The following is a 22,926-nucleotide window of genomic DNA, read 5'->3' as shown; positions in this document are numbered from 1 at the left end:
TCACCCTATTTAATTATACCATTTTTCGCGTCAAAAGTCCCCTAAATCATCGAATTTAGGAGACTTTTTCTACAAGCTGAAAACCCAATGGAATAAACCATTGGGTTTTATGAATATATTATTTAATAATGCTGAGCGGATCAATCCATTCGCCATTCTTTTGTACTGCAAAGTGTAAATGAGATTCTTCAGCTCTTTCAATATCTGCTGTTTGTCCAACTGAGCCAATAACATCTCCAAGTTTTACTTCTTGTTTCACTTTTACATTAACTGCTGTTTTTAGGTTATAATAATGACTTACAATTCCGTTACCATGATCAATTACAACACAAGTGCCCCACATATCATCATTTTTCACTTCTTTTACAACACCTGAAGCAATTGCTTTAACCGGTGTTGAAACTGCCGCTTTAATATCAATACCGGTATGCATAACCCATTCATCTAATGTTTTTGATTTTACAACTTTATCTCCGCTATACGCATTTGCAACAGTGCCTTTTAACGGAAGAATATAATTTTCTTTAGCAACAACATTTGAGGCATTATCTGAAACAGTTGCATTTACATCAGATTGTGGTTTTGTAACTTGTTTTGGAATATCCCATTCATCATCTTTATCCTGAATTTGAGATGGAGTTTTGTCTAAATCCATTGTATTGTTCTTGTCTAATTTATTCATTGCTGAATTTAGGCCCAACCATGCTGCACCACCAATTGCAATCAAGCTAACTGCAAGTGCTACATAAAAGCCTTTTCCAGAAAAGAAAGACTTTGTGCTTGCTTTTCCTATTTTCGCCTTTTTCATTTGTTTTCCTCCTGTTATTAAAATTGCCGAAATCATTGAGCTTTTTGTTTATTTTATATTTTCTTACACTCAACTTAAAATTGTTTCTTGTATATTATAGTTTTGCCTACTTTTGAAATGTTTATGCCGTTATTTTGCTTGCCAATTTATTGAAACCGATATTTTAATACGTTAATACTTTACCACTTAAAATTTTTAATACAAATTTTAAGTTTATGTATTGACTATTAACCAAATTAAAAATATAATTAAAATATGTTCTTTTTTTAACAATCTCTGTTAAAAATAGCCTGTTACTATATTACCTGTGCAAACAGGCCGCGATAAAAATTTAATTTTCGTCGAAGCACAGCGACAGAAACGGAGCTTTGTCAATATGAGTAGAGTTTATAATTTTAGTGCCGGTCCATCTGTTTTACCTGAAAGCGTTTTAAAACAAGCTGCATCGGAAATGCTTGATTATAATGGAAGCGGACAGTCTGTTATGGAAATGTCCCACCGTTCTAAAGTTTATGAGGAAATTATTAACCAATGTGAAGCTTCCTTACGTGAAGTAATGAACATCCCTGATAACTATAAAGTTTTATTTTTACAAGGCGGTGCCTCCTCTCAATTCGCAATGATTCCATTAAACTTAATGAACAAAAATAAAAAAGCAGACTTTGTAATTACCGGTCAATGGGCAAAAAAAGCTTATCAAGAAGCTCAAAAATTTGGCGCTTGTAATGTAGTTGCAAGTTCTGCCGATAAAACTTTTTCCTACATACCGCAATTAGATGAAAGCAAATTCGATAAAGATGCAGATTATTTTCATATCTGTATGAATAATACAATCTACGGAACACGTTTTACAAAACTTCCGAATACAGGTAATGTTCCATTAGTTGCAGATGTCAGCTCTTGTGTTCTTTCCGAGCCTATTGATGTTTCAAAATTTGGAATTCTTTATGCCGGTGCACAAAAAAATATGGGTCCTGCAGGTTTAACTGTTGTTATTATTCGTGAAGACCTCATTGGAAATGCACAAGAGATTACTCCAACTATGTTTAACTATCAAACGCATTCCGATAACGGTTCCATGTACAATACTCCTCCAACTTATGCAATTTACATTTGTAAACTTGTTTTAGATTGGATTAAAGACCTTGGCGGATTAGAAAAAATGAAAGAAATCAACGAAAAAAAAGCAAATTTGCTTTATGATTTCTTAGACAATTCTAAAATGTTTAAAGGAACAGTTGTAAAAGAGGATCGTTCTTTAATGAATATTCCGTTCATTACAGGAAACGAAGAATTAGATAAAAAATTCGTAAAAGAAGCAACAGCTAAAGGCTTTGTTAATCTAAAAGGACATAGAAGTGTTGGTGGTATGCGTGCGTCCATCTATAACGCTATGCCAGTTGAAGGTGTGCAAGCACTTGTTGATTTTATGAAAGAATTTGAAGCAAATAACTAAATCTTTTTTATAAAAATAATAATAAAATAATAAGGGCGAAACATCTTCGCCCTTATTATTACAATGAAAGGTGGATAATAAACTATGTTTTCTATTAACACATTAAATAAAATTTCTCCTGCCGGTTTAGATAATTTTGATCGTGCAAAATATAACTGGGGTGAAGATGTTACAAATGCCGATGCAATTATGGTTCGTTCTGCATCTATGCATGAAATGGAGTTTGAATCTTCCTTAAAAGCAATTGCTCGTGCAGGTGCGGGTGTAAACAATATTCCCGTAGAAAAATGTACTGAGAAAGGTATTGTTGTATTTAATACCCCTGGTGCAAATGCAAACGCTGTAAAAGAGCTTGTTCTTCTTGCTTTATTTATGTCTGCAAGAAAAGTTGCTGCTTCTATGGATTGGGTAAAAACCTTAAAAGGAAGCGGTGCAGACGTTTCGAAGCTAGTTGAAAAAGGAAAAGGACAATTTGTAGGTCCTGAAATAATGGGCAAAAAACTTGGCGTTATTGGCCTTGGTGCTATCGGTATTTTAGTTGCAAATGCTGCTGAAAAACTTGGTATGACTGTTTACGGCTATGATCCATATATTAGTGTTGATGCCGCTTGGGGATTATCTCAATCTATTATTCATGCAAAAACTTTAAAAGAAGTATATGAAAATTGTGATTTCATTACCATTCACGTTCCTTGCAATAAAGAAACCAAGGGTATGATTAACTCTTCTTCCATTGCGACTATGAAATCTGGTGTTCGTATCTTAAACTTCTCTCGAGGAGAATTAGTTGAAGAAGCAGATATGCTAAAAGCTTTAGATGAAAGACTCGTAAAAGTATATTTAACCGATTTCCCAACTGATGCAATGCTTGATCATCCTGGAGTTGTTTCATTCCCGCACTTAGGTGCTTCTACACCTGAATCAGAAGATAATTGTGCAAGAATGGCGGCAATTCAACTGATTGATTATTTGGAAAACGGTAATATTAAAAACTCTGTAAATCTTCCGGAAGCTAATATGGGAAAAGTGACTATGCCGAGAATTTGTGTCATTCATAAAAATGTTAAAACAATTATTTCTCAAATTTCAACAAGCTTAAGCGAAGTAAACATCGAGAATATGTTAAATAAATCAAGAGGCGATTACGCTTATACCATGCTTGACGTACAAGGTAAAATTGATGAAAGTTCAATCGAAAAAATTAATGCTATCGACGGTGTTATTAACGTAAGAGTGATATAGTCCATATGAGAACAGCCCTGCTAGTAATCTAGCAGGGCTTTTATTATAACCAAAATTCAAATTGGGTTATAATCCATTTTCCATTTTGCTTTTCAAAAATAGTTGTATACTCTTTATAATAATCCTCTTCTCCAGTCCCTTCATTATAAATTCCAATGATTTTTAATTCAACTTTGTTTTCAGTTTGACTAACTAGCTCATATTTATGTGATTTATAAAAAATATTGCCTCCTCTGTCAGCCATTACTCCATATAGCTGACCTTTTATATTGATATAATAATTTTTTGATAAATAGTGATCTATCATCTCTTTGCTAAAAACAGAATTAATATATTGATACCAACTTTCATAAGTCGGAAACCTCTCATTATTTACAGGATAATAAGTTAGTTCACCTTTAATAACTGGTTTTCCTTGTCCATCTCCCATTATAGAAATATTAAACCATCTATATACCTCTAGCCCTTGTTCAAATAATTGATTCAATTCATTACTAAGAGGTGTTTTTGGGATGATAAGCTCAGTTTCATTCTCTTTACTACTAGATAAATCTTCCGTTTGCGTTTTCTTTTGGCTTGATGTATTTTCCTTACTATTGGTATTGACCTTTTCATTTGCTTGACAAGAGCATAACAAAAATGTAATTATCATTAGAAGTACAGTGAATTTTTTCATATGATCCCTCCTGATTTTATTATGCTCTTTAATCTGCTTATATTCAATTACACACCAATTACAATATTAACCATTTCACTTACAATATTAACATGTTTTTATTTTAATTGTCCCTTGCTTTATTGTTTCACATCATCTATAATCAAACTAAATATAAGAGGGGAGAAATCTAAGATGGCAATTGACAAAAAGAATGCTTTTGTTGGTTTTCATACTCGTTTTGGAAATCACGAAGCAGTTGACGGACTCATAAAGCTAATTCACGAAGGGTTAGCACCAATGGGATTTAATGCGCTTATATTAGAGCTAAACCCAGGATACTCATACCGTTGCTTCCCAGAATATTCTAATGGAACGGTAACTTACGAAGACTTGCAGTTTATTAAAGAAACATGTGATGAACAAAACATCAAAGTAATTCCGTTATTTCAATGCTTAAGTCATCAATGCGAAAATTTCGGAGACGGAAAGCCATGGCCACTTTTAGTGGCACACCCTGAATTCATTGAACAAAAAGACTTTATAGAAGGCGGGGAATGGCCTGATATTTATTGTCATAGTTGGTGTGCTTCTAACGACGATATTTATCAATATATCTTTCCAATGATGGACGAAATTATTGAAGCACTTGATGCGGATGTGGTTCATATTGGTTTAGATGAAGTCTTTGAAATTGGTGAAGACTCTTGCCCGCTTTGTAAAGGAAAAAATAAAGCAGAACTCTTTGCTCGAACTGTGCGAATTCTACATAACCATTTGTCACAAAAGGGAATTGAAACAATGATGTGGGGTGACCGCTTATTAAATGCTGAAAAATTAGGCATGAATATGTGGGAAGCTGATAAGTTTGGAATGTACCCTGCTTTTGATATGGAAGATAAAGTCACACGTGATATTGTTATTACAGATTGGCATTATGATTTACATAGTCACGGATATCCGTCTGTGGAACAATTCATGAAAGCCGGTTTTCATACGATTGCTTCATTTGGAGCTAATGATGAACAAGCAGCCCACTTTTGGAAACATTGCTTAGAATATATTTATTTAGGCAAAAAAAATCATTGGCCTGGAAAATTGGGTGGATTGCTCATTACCCATTGGACACCTTTAACCAATAAACTTGCAGATGAAATTCTAGGTGGTATGAATGGTACTATTGGTAAGAGTGATAATCCTTGGGACTCAAGTGAAGTAGGTCGATGCATTCAAGCAATCGTTCCAAAAGGGAAATACTTTAGAAAATAAGATTTAGAAATATTTAAAAAACCAAAGATAAAATTTCTTTGGTTTTTTGTTTTATTTGCAAATATTGGTTGACAAATTTTATATTATGTTATATAGTTAGTTGCATACGTAATTAACTATATAACACTATAAGGAGGTCACTATATGCTCTTAGATTTTGAGAGTGAAAAGCCAATCTATCTTCAATTAGCAGAATCAATCGAAGATGCCATTCTTTCGGGCGCTTTTGAAGAAGAAACACAAATACCTTCTACAACCGAAATTTCTGTTACCTATAAAATAAATCCTGCAACTGCATTAAAAGGAATCAATCTTCTTGTTAATGAGGGTATTCTTTATAAGAAAAGAGGCATTGGTATGTTTGTATCGTCAGGAGCACAAACATTAATACAACAAAAGCACAAACAGAATTTTCTAGAAAACTACATTGATACATTACTAATAGAGGCGAAAAAATTGGGAATTAGCAAAGATGAAATTTTATCTATGATAGAAAGAAGGTTTTTAAAATGAGCATAATTCAAATTTGCAATATAACAAAAAAATTTGATACTGTTGTTGCTCTGAATAATGTAACTCTTACCTTAGAAGAAAATAAAATTTATGGTTTACTCGGAAGAAATGGTGCAGGAAAATCAACACTATTAAACCTAATGACTAACAAGCTATTTCCAACAGAGGGATCAATCACAGTTGATGGTGATAATGTAACTGAAAATGATAAAACATTATCCAAAATATTTTGTATGTCCGAACAAATGCTATACCCAGATGGAATGAAGATTTCTGAAGTTTTTCGATGGACAAAAGAATTTTATCCAGACTTTGATTTAGAATACGCTCAAAACCTAAGTAAGCAGTTTCAATTATCTCCATCTAAAAAAATAAAGTCGCTCTCTACAGGCTATAAATCAATTTTCAAACTCGTTCTTGCATTATCTTGCAACGCTCCTATTTTGTTATTAGATGAGCCTGTATTGGGATTAGACGCTAACCATCGTGATTTATTTTATAAGTTACTCATTCAAACCTATAGCGAACGCCCTTGTACCATTGTTATTTCTACTCACATTATCGAAGAAATATCTGATTTAATTGAGCAAGTTATTTTAATAAAAAACGGTGCTATTCTTTTTGATAAGCCAACTGAAGAACTGCTTGCTATGGGATATGCGGTTTCAGGTAAGGCAACTGCAGTAGATGAATATATTAAAGAAAAACAAGTTTTATCTATTGATACTCTTGGTGGACTAAAAACCGCTTATCTAATTGGCGATAATAAAACACAGCAAATACCAACTGAACTGGAAGTAAGTAGTTTAAATTTACAAAAGCTATTTATTCAGCTTACCAATGACGAAAGGGGAGAAATCTAATGAAACTGAAACCATGTATCAAATACAACTTGCATGATAAACTCTTGCCTATTTCTATTTTTTATATTGTTTTTTATGGTTTTTTTGCTTTTTTTATCTCTATGAATATCTTAAAATTTAGCTTTTTCAATTATCCCTTTGAAAAAGTCGAACTTGCATCTCTTGTTTTTATTTTCATTATGGGACTCAACAGTTTTAAATCTCCTTTTCTTTTCCAATTGTCAAACGGTAGTTCTAGAAAAACAGTTTTTACAAGCTTCTTTGCTTGCTTAATTCCAATTTCTTTGCTTTTCTCATTGACGAATATAATTAATGCAATTGTCATCCCACGTTTTATTACTTTTGAAACGGTATATGGCTCTTTATATGGTCGTGGAATGGATACTGCAGATCTCATCCTCAGCTTTATCTGGTTATTCTTATTACATATTGCTGTTGCTTCCCTTGGTTATTTCATTACGCTTTTATATTATCGAATGAACACTCTTTTAAAATATATTGTTTCTTTTGGTATACCATTGCTTTATGTTATTGTAACTCCAATTATTTCCCACTACACTTCAACCCATTATAATCCTGATTTTTCGGAATGTTTGCTCACTCTTTTAGGTGTTACATATGATATAAATACATCTTCAAGACTTATACGTGCTAATCCGTCAATTTCATTCATAACTTTTTCTGTCATGATTTTATTTTTTGCATTCTTCTCATTTCTTTTAATCCGAAAAGCTCCATTGAAACAACACTAAAACTGACCTAATTGTCCTTCTTTAAAAAATCTCATTTGTCTTTTTAAATTCATTTGCAATTTTAGTTGCTTCTTCTTTATTGGATGCAGGAGCAACTAAAAATAGATACTTTGACGTTTTTTGGTTGCTATTGTCCATGGGTTCCCAAACTAGCATTTTAATTTCTTTCAAATTTCCTTTCATTTTGAGCATACCTAGATTTGGAGAAGTATATTCGCCATTTTGTTTATAGCATATAGAAATATTTGCTCCATTTTTCTTTGAATTCGAATCCATTACAAATTCCGTTTTTGCGTCTTCTTTTTTTGTAAACGCTATATCATCTACGATAAACTTTCCTGTATACTTCTTTCGAAAAAATAAGGGTGAATGAAAGAGATAACCATCTAGGCGAATTGTTGTTTTTACCTCATAATTTGTATTATCTGTCCTATAATAAACAGCAGGTATTTCTCTTTGAATATGAATTGGTATCATAGAAAATAAAGTCGCGAGAATAACGAGTACAATTATTGAATATAAAACTATTTTTTTCGTTTTCATAGAACCACTCCACACTCCCAATTAACCAATACTTTTATCTATTATGGTCTTCCTATTACAATAGATATATTAGATACTGGTTCCCAATTATCTATTGGATTGTTATCAAGAAAAACAATATCTAATTTATTTAAGCTTGAAATTGAAACAATGTTTCTAATTTTATTGTTTGAAGCCCCCAAACTAACAAGATTATTAAGTTTTGAAACTGGTGTTATATCATTTATAGAATTATTATCCAACCACAAAGTCTCAATTTTTTCTAACTTTGAAATAGCAGTTATGTTATTTATTTGATTATTACTAAGATTAAGATTTTTTAAAAAAGTTAAATTAGTAATTGGTGTTATATCACTAATTTCATTATTACTAAGACTAAGACTTTTTAAAAAAGTTAAATTAGTAATTGGTGTTATATCACTAATTTCATTATTACTAAGATCAAGTGTTTCTAAAAGGGTTAAATGTAAAAGAGGGGTAATATCTCTAATACTATTATTATTTATTATTAGTAACTTAAGTTTTTTTAAATTATTTAAAGGAGTAATATCGCTAATATTGCCTTTGCCAAGCACTAAAACTTGCAAGTTTGGAAAATACTTAATTTCTTTTAAATTAGTAATTTGCTGATTATTATTAATTATTTTATGTATTTTGCGGCAATCACCAATTGTTATGTCACCTTTTGGTTTATTAAGTATTGATCTAATCACATTTTCAAAGCCTTGATCTGACCATTTAATTACATCATTGCTATGTAATAATAAATTAAATTGATTTATTGACTGTTCTTTTCCAATTACCTTATTAGTAAAATGTTTTGTACTTAGAATTACAATAGTAACTATTATTCCCCATAGTAAAATTCCTAAAACAATAATACAGCTATGTACCAATTTTTTATTTTTATCTTTCACAAAACCACTCCAAAATATAACATTATATTTTAATTATACCGACTTATTACCACTTATGCAACAATAACCCACCTTTTGTTTTAATAAAGGTGGGTTATTTATTTTAATTTATTTTATAATCATATCTGCAAAAAATTCTGGTCGATGAAAACTAGGGTAAGAAAATTCTATTTTTGTATAGCTTCCATAATGCGGATGCTCCGTATCATCACCACATTTAAAGAAATTTCCTTTAATATGGTCTCCCACTTTAAAATTTGCTTCACCATATATCGTTTCAATCAGTGAAAGTGGTATAAAAACACGGTAACCCCATTCACTCTCTGTTTGAAATACTTCTGCTTTTGGATGCTCAGCGCCGAGTTCGATAACGGTATTACGTATTTCAACACAAGAACCATAACAACATAACAACGAACCGTTAGCATTACATTCAAAGTTTATATAACCGGTACCTTCCTTTAACGGTTTAAAATTTGCAAAAAATTCAAGACAGCTATCTTTGCAAACGGATGTATTTTGCTCAACATAAACTGCTCTTGGATTGCTTTCTTTACAAAGAAGCTCTACCACAAAGCCTTGATCTTTTATAAAACAAAGCTTACCTTGTGCATATGGTCTATATTCGCAGCCCCAATTATAGACGTTAATTTCTGCAACATTTCCTTCGCTAACCTTAGAAATATCATCAATTGTTTTTATTACGTAAGCCATACTTTACCCTCTTTCTTTCTTTTTAATATTAGCATACCGATTGTTTTTCTAGTTGTCAAGTTTATATGTCAAAAGGCACTCAAATGAGTGCCTTTTGGTTATTCTTCTGTATCTTCGGTTTCTTCAATCTCTTCTTCAGGTGTTAACGTAGCTTCTTCTTTTTCCAGTTCTTTTTCAAGAGCCTCTAATTCTTCCATATTAACATCTTCATCAACAGCAGTATTATCCACCGCCTCAATTTCTTCTTCATCGTCATGCTCAGCTCTTGCAAAAGTTACAACTCTTGCATCAGGGGATAAACGCATTACGCGCACACCTCCGGCATAACGTGACATTACATTAACATCGCTTACGCGAATACGGATAATAATACCATCGTCTGCAATTAAGATTAAATCTTCATTTTCATCGACTACTTTAATTCCCGCAACATCACCTTTTACGTCGCTTGTTTTGTAGTTTATCTTACCATAACCACCACGAGCTTGTAAACGATAATCCTCAATCAGCGTTCTTCTGCCTTGACCTTTTGTAGTAACAGTCATAACGGTAGCACCTTCACGAAGACGTGCCATACTAACTACTTCATCGCCTTCACGAAGCTTAATTGCTCGAACGCCTCTTGCACTACGAGATAACGGTCTAATTTCTCTTTCATCCAAACGAATAGACATACCATTTTTGGTTGCAATTAAGATTTCGCTGTCACCATTCGTTAAACGAACAGAGGACAATTCATCTTCATCATTTAAGCCGATTGCAATCAAACCATTCTTACGAACATTTTTATATGCATCCAGTTTGGTTCTCTTAATCAAACCTTTTTTGGTTGTCATAACCAAATATTTATCTTCATCAAATTCTTTTACCTTTAGCATATAGGCAACTTTTTCATCAGCTTCTAATGATAATAAGTTTACAACATTCATTCCTTGAGAAGTACGACTTCCTTCCGGAATCTCGTAGCATTTTAGTTTATACATTCTACCTTTATTTGTGATAAACAATACATTTTCATGAGTAGATGAAATAAAGAGCTCCTCAACAAAGTCCTCTTCACGTTGTTTCATACCTGAAACTCCACGACCACCACGTTTTTGCAACTTATATACATCAACAGGCTGACGTTTCATGTAACCAAAATGAGTAAGAGTTACAACGCAATCTTCTTCCGGAATTAAATCTTCTATGTCTACTTCACCGCTAATGGTTTGAATTTCTGTTCTTCTTTCATCACCAAAACGACGTTTCAACTCATTAATTTCTTTTTTCAATATCTCTAGAACAAGATGTTCACTCGCTAAAATTTCTTCTAATTCATGAATACGATGTAATAATGCAGCCAATTCATCTTCAATTTTTTGACGCTCTAAGCCAGAAAGCTGTCCTAAACGCATTTGTACAATCGCAGTTGCTTGAATTTCGGATAATCCAAAACGCTCCATTAGCTTTTCTTTCGCATCCGGTTGGTCTTTTGAACTACGAATAATGGAAATTACTTCATCAATATAATCAAGAGCAATTTTTAAGCCCTCTAAAATATGTTCTCTTTCTTTTGCTTTTCTTAATTCGAACTCGGTACGACGACGAATAACTTGAGATTGGAAGTGAATATAGTGTTGTAGTGTCTCTTTTAAGGTCAACACTTTTGGTTGTCCATCTACAAGAGCCAACATGATAACACCAACGGTATCTTGCAATTGTGTAAAACGATACAATTGATTTAAAACGACTTGTGGATTTGCATCACGTTTTAATTCAATAACAAAATGCATACCATTACGGTCTGATTCATCACGTAAATCAGAAATTTCGTTGATTCTTTTCTCTTTCACTAAGTTTGCAATATTCTCAATTAACCTAGCTTTATTCACCATGTATGGTAATTCGGTAACTACGATTCTATAACGGTTATTTTTCCATTCTTGAATTTCTGCTCTTGCTCGTAACGTAATTTTACCACGTCCGGTAGCATAAGCTGCACGAATTCCGGAATAACCCATAATAATACCAGCAGTAGGGAAGTCAGGTCCCTTAATGTATTCCATAATCTCAAATAAATCTGCATCCGGATTGTCTATGAGTAAATTAACCGCATCAATTACCTCAGTTAAGTTATGAGGAGGAATGTTGGTAGCCATACCAACAGCAATACCTGTTGAACCGTTTACCAATAAGTTTGGAAAACGAGAAGGAAGCATTACTGGTTCTTGTAAACGATCATCATAGTTTGATTGAAAATCAATCGTATCTTTATCGATATCAGTAAGCATTTCCATTGAAATCTTACTCATACGAGCTTCTGTATAACGATAAGCAGCCGCAGGGTCACCATCGACGCTACCGAAGTTACCGTGTCCGTCAACCAACGGGTATCTCAAAGAAAAATCTTGTGCCAATCTTACCAAAGCATCATAAACAGAGGCGTCACCATGCGGATGATAACGTCCCAAAACAGAACCTACTGTATCTGCACATTTTCTGTATGCCTTGTCCGGATAAAGAGAATTTTCGTACATCGTATAAAGAATTCTTCTATGAACAGGTTTTAATCCATCTCGCACATCCGGTAATGCACGAGATACAATTACGGACATGGAATAATCTAAAAAAGATTTTCTCATTTCCTTTTCAATATCAACCGGAATTACCTTAGTGCCTTCGTTTATATACAAAATTGTTTCACCTCTATAATATTCTTTTTCAGCCTAAACTAAAAAAGTTTTGCTTTGTCTTTCTTTTAAAACTTTTTAAAATATTGATCATCCATTGTCAATTGAAAGAGTTCTTTTATTTTGGTGTTTTCTCCGTCTTTCAAACAACGCTTTGGCAAAATGAAAATTCTTTCTTTTCCCGCACAAATCACAAATAATTTGACTGTTTCAAATATTTTCGTAATTTCTTTATTGTAATTTAAAATATAAGTAGCCGTATCTTCACCAATTTTAATACAATTATCATAAATGGTCATTTGAAATCTCATTTCAGTTTCATCGGCTGCTTTTGCTGTTTTTTTAATGTGGTTAGCTGGTAAAAACCAAATATATGCTACAACAACTACACACATAGTTGCAAGAAAAATGGATAGAGTTTGTGATGGATCTTTTGCAATTGAAAATACATACAGAACAAAAATAACAAACAAAATACCGGTATAAATTAAATTTCTTTTATATATCGTTTGTTTTTGATAAATTTTTAAGCCTTCCGCTACTTCTTCTCCATTAAAGGAATATTCGATTTTTATTCCTTCTTTGTCTTTTAAATCTTCTTCACAAGAGGCTGTAAATTTAGGAACAACATCATATTCTTCCGTTTCAATTCCGCCTGTAAATTCTTTTTGCGGATTCTTTAAAGCTTCTTTTTCAGTCAGCGTTACTTCTTCTTGTTGCTCAAGTTCTTGTTCTAATTTTTCGTATTTATCTTCCATTAACATACTCCTTCCATCTTCTAATATTAAACGTCTAAATTACTAACATATTTTGCGTTTTGCTCAATAAATTCTCTTCTTGGTTGTACTTTATCACCCATTAAAATTGAGAAAATTTCATCAGCACGAGCAGCGTCATCTAACTCAACTTTGATAATAATTCTATTTTCTTGATTCATCGTTGTTTCCCAAAGTTGTTCGGGATCCATCTCTCCAAGACCTTTATATCGTTGAATATCAACTTTTGCTTTCGTTTCTCCGCCTAATTCTGCGATATATTTATCTCTTTCCTCATTGGAATATGCATACCTAACTTGTTTACCTCTGGTTAATTTAAACAAAGGAGGTTGTGCAATATAAATATGGCCCTCTTCAACTAAAGGTCTCATAAAACGGAAGAAAAAGGTTAGAAGCAACGTTCTAATATGGGAACCGTCGACATCGGCATCGGCCATAATTACAACTTTACCATAACGAAGTTTAGATAAATCAAATTCATCTCCAATGCCTGTTCCTAAAGCGGTTACAATTGGCATTAGCTTTTCATTACCATAAACTTTATCCAATCTTGATTTTTCAACGTTTAACATCTTACCCCAAAGAGGAAGAATTGCTTGATACCTTCTATCACGTCCACTTTTTGCTGAACCACCCGCAGAGTCACCCTCGACGATATATATTTCAGTTAAATGAGGATCACGTTCGGAACAGTCAGCTAATTTACCCGGTAGGGAAGCCGTTTCTAAAGCTGACTTTCTTCTGGTTAATTCTCTTGCTTTCTTTGCTGCTTCTCTTGCACGTTGTGCGTTAATTGCTTTATCAAAAATAGATCTTGCAACTGCAGGATTTTCTTCAAAGAAATTTGTTAGCTTTTCGGTTAACATTCCTTCAACTAACGGTCTTGCTTCTACATTTCCAAGTTTTCCTTTGGTTTGTCCTTCAAACTCACATTCCGTTAATTTGATACTGATAATAGCAGTAAGTCCTTCACGAACATCTTCACCGCTTAATTTATCTCCTTCTTTCAAGAGATTAAATTTCTTACCATAGTCGTTAAAAACACGTGTTAATGCATTTTTAAAGCCTGTTTCATGGGTACCGCCATCAACAGTATGAATATTGTTTGCAAAAGATAAAACCAATTCATTATAGCTATCGTTATATTGCATTGCTACTTCTGCAATAGAATCATTTTCTTTTTTGCATAAATAGATTACTTCATCATGTAATACTTCAAGCTGTTTTCTTTTATGAATGTGCTCTACAAAGCTCTTAATTCCGCCTTCATAACATAAAGTTTCTGTAGCAATATTTGCACTATCTCTAGTGTCTTTTATAACAATCTTAATACCAGCATTTAAAAATGCTTGTTCTCTAAGACGAGTTAATAAAATATCGTATTCATAATTTGTGTCATCAAATATTTCATGGTCCGCTTTAAAAACAACAGTAGTTCCTTTTAAATCCGTTTTTCCGATTATTTCTAATTGTTTATCATAATGGCCACGTTCAAAACGCTGAAAATGAATATTTTCACCATCATAAATCGTCAATTCAAGCCATTCACTTAATGCATTAACAACAGACGCACCAACACCGTGAAGACCGCCTGCCATCTTATATCCGCCTCCACCAAACTTACCGCCTGCATGAAGAATAGTGTAAACGACAGTAGCAGCAGAAATACCTTCTTTTGCATGAATTCCAGTTGGAATACCACGTCCGTTATCGCTTACTTTAATGACATTATCGGGTTGTATTTCTACATTTATTTCGTCACAATATCCTGCTAGAGCTTCATCTATTGCGTTATCTACAATTTCGTAAACTAAATGATGTAATCCACGAGGACCGGTAGAACCAATATACATACCTGGTCTTTTACGAACTGCTTCTAGTCCCTCTAATACTTGTATCTCATTTGCACCGTAATTTGAATTTACCGGATTGTTCTCCACTTTTAAATTACCTCCGCTTTTTTTGCTTTATTCCTGTATGATAAATCTTTGCTTAGAATGAGTCGCCCTCTTTTTTAATGTCGCACACGAAATTTGTGAAATATAAACTTTTGTAACGTTTTTATCACAACATACAACAAAAGATTTTGGCATTTCATAAGAAACTGTAATAACTTGATTCTTTTTAGTTGCATTGGACAAAAAATGCTTTGTATCTTTAGATAAAGAAGACTTCTCTAAATCAAAAATACCAATCACATTATCTAATTTCACAACAATTTCTTGACCTAAATGTAAATACACAAAATCCACCCTTATGTTTTAATATCATATACTTCGTTTATTTCACCATTTTGTATATGAAAAACTCTGCCATTTTTTAATTTTTCCGTATTGGAAACATCGCAGCAAGTAATAAAAACCTGCATTTCTTTTACATGATTTAAAATGTAATCCTGACGTTTTTCATCTAATTCACTCATAACATCATCTAATAAAATAATAGGATTTTCTCCTGTTGCTTTTTTTAAAATTCCGGCTTCACTCAATTTTAATGCAATAACACTGCTGCGTTGCTGCCCTTGCGAACCAAAATTTTTAACAGAATGTCCATTGATTGTTATTTCTAGATCGTCCCTGTGTATTCCACAAGTGGTATATCCCAATTTTACATCCAAATGATACGTCTCTTTTAATTTGTTGTAATATTGTTCTACTTGTTTATCGTCATAAACAGTTATTTCATCCATATTTTCATAGATTGTAGATATATATTGAATAAAAAACTCTTCTTTTTTAGAGCTGAGTCCTTTATAAATTAGTTGACTGAATGACAATAATTTTTTTATATAATCATTGCGGTAAATAGAAAGAATTGTTCCTATCTTGGATAATTGAATGTCCCATATATCAATATCTTGTTCCAAATTAGGATAACGATTGGAATATTTCAAAAAAGCATTTCGTTGCTCTAATATTTTTTCATATTTACTTAAATAATCATCATATTGAGGTTTAATTTGAGAAACTGCAATGTCAATAAACTTTCTTCTATTTTGTGGTCCATCCTTTATTAAAGAAAGATGAGAAGGAGAGAAAACTACTGCATAAAATACTCCATTTAGCTCAGATTGCTTTTTTAAAGGAATATGATTAACCGTAATATTTTTCTTACTTCCAATTGAAAATTCTGCGTTTTGTTGCCTTTCTTTATCCGAAAATAAAATAGTAATCTTGGTTTGCTGTTGATTGAATTGTATTAACTCACTCATTTTAGAACCACGAAAGCTTTGATTTCCTGTAAACAACCAAATAGATTCTATTAAATTGGTTTTGCCCTGCGCATTGTCACCATATATAATATTGACACTTTCACAGGGATTGCAAACCATTTTTTCGATATTTCGAAAATTTTCTAATTTTATTTCATTCAGTTTCACTTATAACCCTCTATACTTTTTTAATCAAAAAGCAATATTGATCCAGTTCCACTTGATCGCCGTCTTTTATTTTTTTACCACGCATTGTACATTGTTGTTGGTTAACGAATACAACGCCTTCTGCAATAATTTCTTTTGCATGACCGCCGGATTCTGCAATACCTATAAATTTTAAAAGCTGATCCAGCTTAATAAAATCGGTTTTAATTTCAACTGTTACTTTTTCTTTCATATTGCACTCCGCTCTATTTTAATCTTACAGGTAATACTAAGAACAAGAAACTATCGTCATCAATTGGAACAATTTTCATAGGGGATAGTGGACTTGTTATTTGTATTTTTATTTTTTCACATTCACTTGCTTTTAAAGCATCTGCCATGTACTTATTATTAAAACCAATTTTAACAGTAGTACCTTCTATTTCTGCTTCAATTGCATCATTGATTTTTCCCATAGCTGTTTCACAAAATACTTTGATATGATTATTTTCAAAAGTACATTTTATTGGGCTTTTAGCTCTTTCATTGATAATTATAGAAGCACGGTTAATACTGTCTAGAAATATTTTTGTATCTGTAATAATTTCTGTTTGACTATCATTAGGAATGGCATTTTTATAATCTAAAAATTCTCCTTCTAAAAGTCTTGAAATAATAACATATCCGTTAATCGTAAAACTAATATGCTTATTAGAAACAGTTATTTTTACTTTTTCTTCATCATCTTCTAATGCTAGGCGTGAAATTAGCTTAACTATTTCTCCAAGTGTTTTTCCAGGTACAACAAATTTGAAATTATCAGTAACAGGAACTTTTTCTTTTCGCATAGCAAGACGATATCCATCAACAGAAACAATATTTAAAATTCCATTATCAATATCAAATAAAGAACCTGTATGAATTGGATTTTGATCTGTTTGTGCAACGGAAAATAAGGTTTGTGAAATCATTTTTCTCAATAGGAAATGTGGAATTTCTAATTGCTTATCATCAGAAATAGTAGGCATGTCAGGATATTCTTCTGCATCTAAACCTAAAATGGTAAATTCTACATCTTTACAACGAATAATAGTAAGTAATTTTTCATCTGTTTGAAAACTGATGATTCCTTCTGGCATTTTATTAATAATATTAGACAACAAAGAAGCATTTAAAATAATATTACCATTTTCATGTGCTGATACATCAATTTTTTTTATAATTCCTAATTCTAGGTTGTAACCGGTTATATTGAGCGTGTTGTCTTTACAACATAATAGAATTCCTTCTAAAGCAATGAGAGTTGATTTAGAAGAGACAGCTGGAATTACATTGTTAATCGCTTCACTTAGTAAGCTTTTTTCACAAGTGAATTTCATAATGATACTCCTTTTGTTAATCGATAAAATGATATATTAATAATATAAAAATTAATTAATAAGTAGTTGTAGTAGTAGGGGCTGTTGATGTTGTTAATAAGTGGTACAAATGCAGCATTTACAAGGTTTTATTAGACTTTTAGTATTGTGAATCTGATGTGATAGAATTGTGGAATAAGTTGAATAAAAAAAGTTATAAACATTGTTTAACAAATTTTCGTGTGGAAGGTTTAATTTTTGTTGAATAAAAGGTGGAAAAGAAAAGAGCATTTTAAACATAGAAAAATTCGTATTAATTCGGTTGAAAAAGTTATCAACAACTTTATTTATTACGAATATTTTTAATGATGTCTTCAATAATTCCTTTTTGCCTAGAATCGGTTTGCATTTGTTTTTCCACTTGACGTAAAGCATAAACGATTGTTGAGTGGTCACGACCGCCAAATTCTTCGCCGATAGGGGCTAAAGACATTTGTGTAATTTCTCTTACAATATAAATAGCAGCTTGTCTTGCTGTTGAAATTTGAGCGGAACGTTTATTGGAACGGATATCTTCAGGAGTAACTGAATAGGTTTTAGCAACTTCTTCAATGATGCGCTCTACTGTTACGGGTACCGGTTGATTATCATTTAAAATTTCTTTAATAACGGTTTGTGCAACGTTAATAGAAGGTGGGGAACCCGCAAGTAATTTATATGCTTTTATTTTTTTAACGGCACCCTCTAATTGACGAATGTTTGTTTTTAGACGATTTGCAATAAATTCGCTGACATCGGCAGGAATTTCGATTTGCAGTAAATCTGCTTTTCGATTGATAATTGCAATTCGTGTTTCAAAATCCGGTGGAGAGATATCGGTTAAAAGGCCCCATTCAAATCTGCTTTTTAACCTATCTTCTAGCGTTTTAATGTCTTTAGGCGGACGGTCTGAGGTTAATACAATTTGTTTTCCTACTTGATAAAGCTCATTAAATGTATGGAAAAATTCTTCTTGTGTACTTTCTTTACCGGCAATAAATTGAATATCATCCACCAATAAGATGTCTGCTTTTCTGTATTTATTGTGAAAGCTATTGATTGTTTTGGTTCCGATAGCCGCAATCAGTTCATTTGTAAATGATTCGCTGCTAATGGATATAATGTTTTTATCAGGGTTGGTTTTTTTAATTTCATTGCTTATTGCAGAAAGTAGATGGGTTTTTCCTAATCCGGAAGGGCCATAGATGAAAAGGGGGTTATAGGAACCGGATTGTTGGGTTGCAATCGCTTTACAAGCAGCATAAGCAAAGTTATTTGATGCACCAACGATAAAAGTATCAAAAGTATATTCATAATTACCACCCTCATGGTCAATTTTTGGTTGAGGTGGTGGAGCAATATCAGGATCTTTAGCAATTAAACGACTTTGATTTGGTAGAAATTCATTGCCAATATATTCGTTGATATCGTCCTCTGTAGCTATAATTACTTCAATAGGAAAACCTAAAACTGCATTAAAGCCATCTTTAATCTTGTCCATATACTGTTTTTGAAGGATATCTCGTTGAAAGGCTGTTTTAATATAGATGATTGCTTTGTTGTCTTCAAACTTAACCGGTTCAATAAATGCAATCCAACAACTGTAGGCAACATCTGAAACACGTTCTTTAACAAACTCTTTTACAAGATTAAACACTTCAATAAAAGACTCCATGTTGAAAAGACCTCCATTTTAATTTATCGCTCATTACTATGTTTGTTTCCTAATATTTTTTTGATGAAGAAATAATATCAACTGCTTTTAAACAAATACTAAACAGAGCAAGTGTAAAAGTGGATAACTTGTTTGTAGTATTGTTAATTGATTGTTGAGTTTGGTTGAAACAATAGTAGTCGCTTGAATCCTATTATAACAAATTATTAACTTTTGTACAACTGTTTTTCAAGTTTTAAACATGATATTTTGTATATATATAATAAGGAAGAGATATTTTAACAATTTTCATATCATTTCACTTTCTATAAACCAGTATTGTTAAAAAATTTTAGTTTGAAACAAAATTGCTTGACAAAATATGTGAGAATGGTTTATAATATTAAATTGCAAGGTTTCGCCTAATTTTTAAGCACTTCTTTATGTGTTTAAGAGGCTTGCTTTAAAAATATAGATGATAAAATATCGTCTTTTTGAAGGGGGATTAGAATATGAAAAGAACATATCAACCAAAAAAACTTCACAGAAAAAAAGTTCACGGCTTTATGAAGAGAATGGCTACTAAAAACGGACAAAAAGTACTAGCTCGTCGTCGTGCAAAAGGTAGAAAAAGATTAACTCACTAAGTTTTGTGCCACCTTTCATTTATGTGTGGTGTAGTTTTTGTGTAAAACTAAAAAAAACTGACCACTGCTTAAAGTGGTCTTTATTTTTAATAAAATCAATTGCATATTGATTCAAAATATGGTAAGGTTACTATTGGAGTAATATGGTAAGGTGACTATTTTTCATGAAGCAAATATTAACTTTAAAATTGAATAAAGAATTTAAAAGGGCATATTTTCAAGGAAAATATAAACCACACCCTTTATTGGTAACCTATATGGTGAAAAACAAGGGAAAAGAGGTTCGTTATGGTATAACGACTTCGAAAAAAATTGGAAGTGCTGTTTTAAGAAATCGAGCACGAAGAATAATCAGAACAGCTTTTATTGAGTTGGTGCAACAAGGTGAAATTGAAGGAAATGGCTATGATTTTGTTTTTGTAGCAAGAACAGAAACTCCATCTTCTAAGACGCAACAAATAAAGGCTTTAATGAAAAAGCAAATTTTGACTTTGCAAAAACGATGAAACAGATTGCTATTTTTTTAATTCGAATTTATCAAAAATTGATATCCCCTTTATTTCCTGCAACTTGCAGGTTTTATCCAACTTGCTCTGCTTATGCGATTCAAGCAATACAGAGGTTTGGATTTTTAAAAGGTTTCTATCTAGCTATTAAAAGAATTTTGAGATGTCATCCTTTTTGTAATGGAGGGTTAGATCCCGTACCGACGGAATTTCATTTCATAAAATCAAAGAAATAATTTTTTTCGGAATTTAGTTCAACGTCTTTAATGGAGGTAAAAATGAACTTTTTATATTTTTTAGGTGCTCCTCTTGGCTATGTCATGTATTGGATATTCCAAGTAATTAACAATTATGGATGGTCTTTAATCATCTTTATTCTTTTAACAAGGCTCGCTTTGTATCCGCTTTCTATTAAGCAACAAAAAAGTACTGCAAAAATGGCTGTATTTCAACCAAAGCTAAAAGCTTTAGAAAAGAAATGCGGTAAAGATAAACAAAAGTATCAAGAAGAAATGATGAAGTTATATGAACAAGAGGGTGTTAGCCCAACTGGCGGATGTTTGCCAATGGTTGTTCAGTTTTTATTGCTTTTTGGTATTATCGACGTTATTTATTATCCATTACGCCATCTATTTCATATTCCAAAAGAGGCAATTGCGCAAGCTTTGAAAATTGCGAATATTGGAACCACTAGTGGATCTGAAATTGTTTTGATTAATAAAATTCAAGAAAATGCTGCTCAATTCAGTTCTGTAATTGATGCGAATGTATTAGATAAAATTCAACACTTCAAAATGGAGTTTATGGGATTTAATCTTGGAGAAACTCCTCAATTAGGATGGAATTGGCTGATTCTAATACCGATTTTATCCGGTATAACTGCTTTCGCTACTACTTGGATTTCTATGCGTCAACAAGCAAAAAATGGAACACAAATGCAAGGCGCAATGAAATGGATGATGTATTTCATGCCGTTAATGTCTGTTTGGTTTGCATTCCAATTACCTGCCGGTGTTGGTTTGTATTGGATTGTTTCTAACTTGTTTATGGTTGGCCAAACTTATGTTCTTGGAAGAATATATACTCCTGAAAAATTAGCTAATGACAACAGCAAGGCAGCTCAAAGAGCTCGTGAAAAAATGAAAAAGCGTCGTGAAAATTTAGATGCATACAATAAACGATTAGAAGCAAAAGGAAAAAAACCGATTTCAGCTATTGATAAGGGTATTAAAGAAGAAAAAGAAATTGATTTATCTTCTGTAAAAGAAAAAGATTTAGCGAAGATTCGTTTAGCAGAAGCTCGCAAAAGGGCTGCTGAAAAATATGGCGATGAATATTCCGGCGACTAATTTTTAACGGAGGTCATAAAATGATTCAAGAAGTAATTGCGAAAGCCGCTTCTGTTGAAGAAGCAATCCTCAAAGCGGTTGAGGATTTAGGCGTAGACAGAGAAAATTGTCAAATTGAAGTGATTGAAACTCCAAAAAAGTCTTTGTTTGGTAAATTAAAAGGTGAGGCAATCGTAAAAGCATGGGTTGAGGTTGTAGAAAAAGCCCCTGTTCTAACAAAATTAGATGTTGCCAAATCTTATTTAAGAGACATTTTAGATGCAATGGATCTTGCTCATGTTGAAATGAAAATTGAAGAAAAAGAAGACGGTGCTGTTGTTACATTTGAAGGTGATGGAATTGCTGCTTTAATTGGTCACCATGGGGAAACATTGGATTCTCTTCAATATTTAGTTGCTTTAACTTGTAATCGTGTGGATGGCGATTACTATCGTATTACCCTTGATTGTGGTAATTATCGAGATAAAAGAGAACAAGCGTTAGAGTCTCTTGCAAACCGAATTGCTCAAAAAGTAAAGAAAACCGGAAGAAGTCAATTATTAGAACCAATGAATCCTTATGAGAGAAGAATTATTCACTCTGTTGTCTCTGATATTGATGGTGTATTTTCTAAATCAAAAGGCGAAGAGCCAAATCGTCGAGTAGTTATTATGAGTGAAACTCCAGTTAAATTTAATAGAAATTATAATCGTAAAGATGATTATAAGAAACCATATGTTCATAAACCGGAAAGAACAATGGAAGAAATTTTGAAGAATGATTTTAAAGATAAAGAAAAAAAGGCAGAGCTATATTCAAAAATAGAGCTATAAAGTGAATGCGGATAGTCGCCCAG

Annotated in this window: 24 protein-coding genes; 11 read left to right on the top strand and 13 right to left on the bottom strand. The window is 32.4% G+C overall.

The window, feature by feature from the left end; genetic code table 11:
- Positions 1 to 118: 118 nt before the first annotated feature.
- Positions 119 to 808: a M23 family metallopeptidase gene (locus RBG61_RS07280; protein ID WP_307942255.1), complete on the bottom strand. Its 690-nt coding sequence runs from the start codon at positions 806 to 808 to the stop codon at positions 119 to 121.
- 376 nt (positions 809 to 1,184) lie between these two features.
- Here RBG61_RS07280 and serC point away from each other — a divergent pair, with 376 nt between their 5' ends.
- Positions 1,185 to 2,264 (top strand): 3-phosphoserine/phosphohydroxythreonine transaminase, encoded by a 1,080-nt coding sequence (gene serC / locus RBG61_RS07275; RefSeq protein ID WP_307942254.1) that lies wholly within the window; start codon positions 1,185 to 1,187, stop codon positions 2,262 to 2,264.
- Positions 2,265 to 2,348: 84 nt separating this feature from the next.
- A complete protein-coding gene (locus RBG61_RS07270) occupies positions 2,349 to 3,506 on the top strand; it encodes a phosphoglycerate dehydrogenase (RefSeq protein WP_307942252.1) in 1,158 nt (385 codons plus the stop codon).
- A gap of 43 nt (positions 3,507 to 3,549) precedes the next feature.
- Here the strand turns inward: RBG61_RS07270 and RBG61_RS07265 are convergent, their stop codons facing one another.
- On the bottom strand, positions 3,550 to 4,182 hold the full coding sequence (locus RBG61_RS07265; protein ID WP_307942250.1) for a DL-endopeptidase inhibitor IseA family protein: 633 nt from the start codon (positions 4,180 to 4,182) through the stop codon (positions 3,550 to 3,552).
- A 174-nt stretch (positions 4,183 to 4,356) separates the two neighbouring features.
- Between RBG61_RS07265 and RBG61_RS07260 the strand changes: the two genes are divergently transcribed.
- The 4 genes from RBG61_RS07260 (at position 4,357) to RBG61_RS07245 (ending at position 7,558) form a co-directional block, all read left to right on the top strand.
- Positions 4,357 to 5,430, top strand: a complete 1,074-nt coding sequence (locus RBG61_RS07260; RefSeq protein ID WP_307942249.1) for a family 20 glycosylhydrolase — start codon at positions 4,357 to 4,359, stop codon at positions 5,428 to 5,430.
- Positions 5,431 to 5,574: 144 nt separating this feature from the next.
- A complete protein-coding gene (locus RBG61_RS07255; protein WP_307942248.1) occupies positions 5,575 to 5,943 on the top strand; it encodes a GntR family transcriptional regulator in 369 nt (122 codons plus the stop codon).
- On the top strand, positions 5,940 to 6,806 hold the full coding sequence (locus RBG61_RS07250; protein ID WP_307942247.1) for an ATP-binding cassette domain-containing protein: 867 nt from the start codon (positions 5,940 to 5,942) through the stop codon (positions 6,804 to 6,806). The genes RBG61_RS07255 and RBG61_RS07250 overlap by 4 nt, the downstream gene beginning before the upstream one ends.
- Positions 6,806 to 7,558 (top strand): hypothetical protein, encoded by a 753-nt coding sequence (locus RBG61_RS07245; protein ID WP_307942246.1) that lies wholly within the window; start codon positions 6,806 to 6,808, stop codon positions 7,556 to 7,558. Before RBG61_RS07250 ends, RBG61_RS07245 begins: the two co-directional genes overlap by 1 nt.
- 21 nt (positions 7,559 to 7,579) lie before the next feature.
- Here RBG61_RS07245 and RBG61_RS07240 read toward each other — a convergent pair whose 3' ends face one another.
- The 11 genes from RBG61_RS07240 to dnaA all read right to left on the bottom strand — a co-directional run bounded on the left by RBG61_RS07240 (position 7,580) and on the right by dnaA (position 19,610).
- The gene (locus tag RBG61_RS07240; protein ID WP_307942245.1) at positions 7,580 to 8,101 is read right to left on the bottom strand and encodes a hypothetical protein; all 522 of its coding nucleotides are present in this window, start codon (positions 8,099 to 8,101) and stop codon (positions 7,580 to 7,582) included.
- Positions 8,102 to 8,142: 41 nt separating this feature from the next.
- A complete protein-coding gene (locus RBG61_RS07235; protein WP_307942244.1) occupies positions 8,143 to 9,018 on the bottom strand; it encodes a leucine-rich repeat domain-containing protein in 876 nt (291 codons plus the stop codon).
- 108 nt (positions 9,019 to 9,126) lie between these two features.
- Positions 9,127 to 9,732, bottom strand: coding sequence for a carbohydrate-binding family 9-like protein (locus RBG61_RS07230; RefSeq protein ID WP_307942243.1), 606 nt, complete (start codon positions 9,730 to 9,732; stop codon positions 9,127 to 9,129).
- A 98-nt stretch (positions 9,733 to 9,830) separates the two neighbouring features.
- Positions 9,831 to 12,356, bottom strand: coding sequence for a DNA gyrase subunit A (gene gyrA / locus RBG61_RS07225; protein WP_307947217.1), 2,526 nt, complete (start codon positions 12,354 to 12,356; stop codon positions 9,831 to 9,833).
- A 116-nt stretch (positions 12,357 to 12,472) separates the two neighbouring features.
- Positions 12,473 to 13,162 (bottom strand): YcxB family protein, encoded by a 690-nt coding sequence (locus RBG61_RS07220; protein ID WP_307942241.1) that lies wholly within the window; start codon positions 13,160 to 13,162, stop codon positions 12,473 to 12,475.
- A 26-nt stretch (positions 13,163 to 13,188) separates the two neighbouring features.
- Positions 13,189 to 15,120, bottom strand: a complete 1,932-nt coding sequence (gene gyrB, locus RBG61_RS07215) for a DNA topoisomerase (ATP-hydrolyzing) subunit B (protein WP_307942240.1) — start codon at positions 15,118 to 15,120, stop codon at positions 13,189 to 13,191.
- A gap of 27 nt (positions 15,121 to 15,147) precedes the next feature.
- Complete coding sequence (gene remB, locus RBG61_RS07210) at positions 15,148 to 15,423, bottom strand: extracellular matrix regulator RemB (RefSeq protein ID WP_307942239.1); 276 nt, start codon at positions 15,421 to 15,423, stop codon at positions 15,148 to 15,150.
- An 11-nt stretch (positions 15,424 to 15,434) separates the two neighbouring features.
- Positions 15,435 to 16,559: a DNA replication/repair protein RecF gene (gene recF, locus RBG61_RS07205; protein WP_307942238.1), complete on the bottom strand. Its 1,125-nt coding sequence runs from the start codon at positions 16,557 to 16,559 to the stop codon at positions 15,435 to 15,437.
- A 10-nt stretch (positions 16,560 to 16,569) separates the two neighbouring features.
- Positions 16,570 to 16,791 (bottom strand): RNA-binding S4 domain-containing protein, encoded by a 222-nt coding sequence (locus RBG61_RS07200; RefSeq protein WP_307942237.1) that lies wholly within the window; start codon positions 16,789 to 16,791, stop codon positions 16,570 to 16,572.
- Positions 16,792 to 16,804: 13 nt separating this feature from the next.
- Entirely contained in the window at positions 16,805 to 17,917 is a 1,113-nt protein-coding gene (dnaN, locus tag RBG61_RS07195; protein WP_307942236.1) for a DNA polymerase III subunit beta, read from the bottom strand.
- A gap of 322 nt (positions 17,918 to 18,239) precedes the next feature.
- The gene (gene dnaA, locus RBG61_RS07190) at positions 18,240 to 19,610 is read right to left on the bottom strand and encodes a chromosomal replication initiator protein DnaA (RefSeq protein WP_307942235.1); all 1,371 of its coding nucleotides are present in this window, start codon (positions 19,608 to 19,610) and stop codon (positions 18,240 to 18,242) included.
- 491 nt (positions 19,611 to 20,101) lie between these two features.
- Here dnaA and rpmH point away from each other — a divergent pair, with 491 nt between their 5' ends.
- The 5 genes from rpmH to jag all read left to right on the top strand — a co-directional run bounded on the left by rpmH (position 20,102) and on the right by jag (position 22,903).
- Positions 20,102 to 20,236 carry a 50S ribosomal protein L34 gene (rpmH, locus tag RBG61_RS07185; RefSeq protein ID WP_307942234.1) on the top strand — a complete coding sequence of 45 codons (135 nt, stop codon included), beginning with the start codon at positions 20,102 to 20,104 and terminating at the stop codon, positions 20,234 to 20,236.
- A gap of 164 nt (positions 20,237 to 20,400) precedes the next feature.
- Positions 20,401 to 20,742, top strand: coding sequence for a ribonuclease P protein component (rnpA, locus tag RBG61_RS07180; protein WP_307942233.1), 342 nt, complete (start codon positions 20,401 to 20,403; stop codon positions 20,740 to 20,742).
- Positions 20,739 to 20,978: a membrane protein insertion efficiency factor YidD gene (yidD, locus tag RBG61_RS07175; RefSeq protein ID WP_307942232.1), complete on the top strand. Its 240-nt coding sequence runs from the start codon at positions 20,739 to 20,741 to the stop codon at positions 20,976 to 20,978. The genes rnpA and yidD overlap by 4 nt, the downstream gene beginning before the upstream one ends.
- A 42-nt stretch (positions 20,979 to 21,020) precedes the next feature.
- A complete protein-coding gene (locus RBG61_RS07170; RefSeq protein ID WP_307942230.1) occupies positions 21,021 to 22,091 on the top strand; it encodes a YidC/Oxa1 family membrane protein insertase in 1,071 nt (356 codons plus the stop codon).
- 20 nt (positions 22,092 to 22,111) lie between these two features.
- On the top strand, positions 22,112 to 22,903 hold the full coding sequence (gene jag, locus RBG61_RS07165; protein ID WP_307942229.1) for an RNA-binding cell elongation regulator Jag/EloR: 792 nt from the start codon (positions 22,112 to 22,114) through the stop codon (positions 22,901 to 22,903).
- The last annotated feature ends 23 nt before the right edge of the window (positions 22,904 to 22,926 follow it).

The sequence above is a fragment of the Paludicola sp. MB14-C6 genome, from assembly GCF_030908625.1.
Classification (GTDB): Bacteria; Bacillota; Clostridia; order Oscillospirales; family Ruminococcaceae; genus Paludihabitans.
Note: the sequence above shows the minus strand (reverse complement) of the source record. Positions and strands in the feature narration are given on the sequence as shown.